This window comes from Micromonospora sp. NPDC003776 (assembly GCF_053605645.1).
On sequence record NZ_JBSGJR010000721.1, the window covers coordinates 1 to 2,985 of the forward strand.

General features: G+C 72.2%; 2 protein-coding genes. One reads left to right on the plus strand and one right to left on the minus strand.

Annotation, left to right across the window (positions count from 1 at the left end; all coding sequences use genetic code 11):
• A partial coding sequence (locus ACWEVO_RS33930; protein WP_452311503.1) for a serine/threonine-protein kinase occupies positions 1–1,163 on the minus strand: 1,163 nt, incomplete at its 3' end.
• 209 nt (positions 1,164–1,372) lie between these two features.
• Here ACWEVO_RS33930 and ACWEVO_RS33935 point away from each other — a divergent pair.
• On the plus strand, positions 1,373–2,956 hold the full coding sequence (locus tag ACWEVO_RS33935) for an acyl-CoA mutase large subunit family protein (protein WP_452311504.1): 1,584 nt from the start codon (positions 1,373–1,375) through the stop codon (positions 2,954–2,956).
• The last annotated feature ends 29 nt before the right edge of the window (positions 2,957–2,985 follow it).

The window sequence follows — 2,985 nt, forward strand, 5'->3', positions numbered from 1 at the left end:
GCCGCGCCGGCCGGCATCGCGCCGGTGGGGGTGTGCAGCGGGCCCGCCAGCGCGTCGGCGCTGGTCTCGTCGAGCCCGGCGCCGGCGGCGGCCGCCAGCTCGGGCCGCTCACCCCGGCGCAGGGCGGCGAGGCGATCGGTCAGCGACTCACCGGGAGCGATCATCGCCCGGCCGCCGATCTGCCCGCTGGGCTTGGGCTCGGGAGCGGCCGGGGGCGGCGCGGACGGCCGCTGCACCGGCACCACCGCGTACGGGTCGGTGACCGAGTTGACCGCGGTGGCGGTGCTGGCCAGCGGGCCGGCGAGGAGCTCGCGGAGCATGCCGCGGGCGGTGTGCACGTCCAGCCGGCGGGCCGGGTCCTTCTCCAGCAGGCCCATCAGCACCCGGGTCAGCGGGCCGCTGCGCTGGGGCGTCGCCGGTGGGTCCTCGACCACGGCGTGCATGGTCTCGATCGGGTCACCCTTGTCGAACGGGGGCCGCCCCTCGACCGCCGTGTAGAGGGTGACGCCGAGTGAGAAGAGGTCGCTGGGCGGGCCGAAGTCCTGGCCCATGGCCCGCTCGGGGGAGATGAAGTGCGGCGAGCCGAGCACCATGCCCGGCGTGGTGAGCTGCACGTCGGTGGGCATCCGGGCGACGCCGAAGTCGGTCAGCACGCAGCGGCCGTCGGAGCAGATCAGCACGTTGGCGGGCTTGACGTCGCGGTGCAGCACGCCGATCGCGTGCGCCACCTCCAGGGCGCCGAGCAGCGCGATGCCGATCTTGGCGACCGCCCGGGGCGCCACCGGCCCGTCCTCGATCACCATGTCGGCGAGGCTGCGGGCGTCCAGCAGCTCCATCACGATCCACGGGCGACCACCCTCGGTCACCACGTCGTATACCTGGACCACGGCGGGGTGCTGGATGGCGGCCGCGGCGCGGGCCTCGCGCAGGGTCCGCTCGTACATCGCGTCGCGGTCGCTGGGCGCAAGGCCGGGCGGGAGGACTACCTCCTTGACCGCGACGTCGCGGCGCAGCAGCGTGTCTGTCGCCCGCCAGACCGTCCCCATGCCGCCGTTGCCCACCGGCGAGCGCAACGAGTAGCGACCACCGATGGTGGTGCCGGGTGCCGCGCGTCCAGTGGAGGGACTGACTGGTCCGCTGCTCCACGTCGGGATCTGAGTCACAGAAAAGCCACCGGGGGATATCGAGGGGGCTGGGACACAACCCCCCTATCTTGCTGGTTCCGACGGCCGATGCGAAACCCGACGCGGCGGACCTTTACCTACTCGACCGTACGTGGTGCGCTACTCACCGGCCGACCACCCCCGGAGCCGGCCCCGATTGTGCGGAATCCCTCACTCATCGATGTCTTCCCGCGTCCTACCATCCGGGGATGAGCGAACGGCGGTCGAGCGAGTCCGGTTTCCCGATCAAGGGCGTCTACACCGCGGAGGACCTGCCCGGGGAACTGGCGGAGCGGCTGGGTGCCCCGGGCGAGTTCCCCTACACCCGCGGGGTCTACCCGACGATGTACACGTCCCGGCCGTGGACCATGCGGCAGTACGCCGGCTTCGGCACGGCCACCGAGTCCAACGCGCGGTACCACCAGCTGCTGCGCGCCGGCACCATGGGCCTCTCCGTGGCGTTCGACCTGCCCACCCAGATGGGCTACGACTCCGACGACCCGATCGCGCACGGCGAGGTGGGCAAGGTGGGCGTGGCCATCGACTCGATCGAGGACATGCGGCTGCTCTTCGACGGCATCCCGCTGGACAAGGTCTCCACCTCGATGACCATCAACGCGCCCGGCTCGGTGCTGCTGCTGCTCTACCAGCTCGTCGCCGAGGAGTCGGGGGTGGCGGGCTCGGCGCTCAACGGCACCATCCAGAACGACATCCTCAAGGAGTACATCGCCCGGGGGACGTACATCTTCCCGCCGAAGCCGTCGCTGCGGCTGGTCGCCGACACCTTCGCGTACTGCCGCAAGGAGGTGCCGAAGTGGAACACCATCTCCATCTCCGGCTACCACATGGCGGAGGCGGGCGCGACGCCCGCGCAGGAGATCGCGTTCACCCTGGCCAACGGCGTCGAGTACGTCCGCGCGGCGCTGGCGGCCGGGCTGGCCGTGGACGACTTCGCGCCCCGGCTGTCGTTCTTCTTCGTCGCCCGCACCACGCTGCTGGAGGAGGTCGCGAAGTTCCGGGCGGCCCGGCGGATCTGGGCCCGGCTGATGCGCGACGAGTTCGGGGCCAAGGACCCGAAGTCGATGATGCTGCGGTTCCACACCCAGACCGCCGGCGTGCAGCTCACGGCCCAGCAGCCGGAGGTGAACCTGGTCCGGGTGGCGGTCCAAGGCCTCGGCGCGGTGCTCGGCGGTACGCAGTCGCTGCACACCAACAGCTTCGACGAGGCGATCGCGCTGCCCACCGAGAAGGCGGCCCGGCTGGCCCTGCGTACCCAGCAGGTGCTGGCGTACGAGACGGACCTGACCGCCACGGTGGACCCGTTCGCCGGGTCGTACGTGGTGGAGGCGATGACCGCCGAGATCGAGGCGGCCGCCGACGAGCTGATGCAGCGGGTCTTCGACCACGGTTCGGCGGTGGACGCGATCGAGGCCGGTTTCCAGAAGCGGGAGATCGAGCAGTCGGCGTACCGGATCGCGCAGGAGATCGACTCCGGCGAGCGGGTGGTGGTCGGGCTCAACCGGTTCCAGATCGACGAGGAGGAGCCGTACGAGCCGCTGCGGGTGGACCCGGCGATCGAGGCCGCCCAGGCGGAGCGGCTGGCCAGGCTGCGGGCCGAGCGGGACGCCGGCGCGGTGGAGCGGAGCCTGGCCGAGCTGCGCGCCGCGGCCGAGGGCGACGCCAACGTGCTCTACCCGATGAAGGACGCGCTGCGCGCCAGGGCCACGGTCGGCGAGGTCTGCGGGACGCTGCGCGACGTGTGGGGGACGTACCGGCCGAGCGACCGGTTCTGACCTGTTCCGGCGGCGGCCCGCGCCGGCAC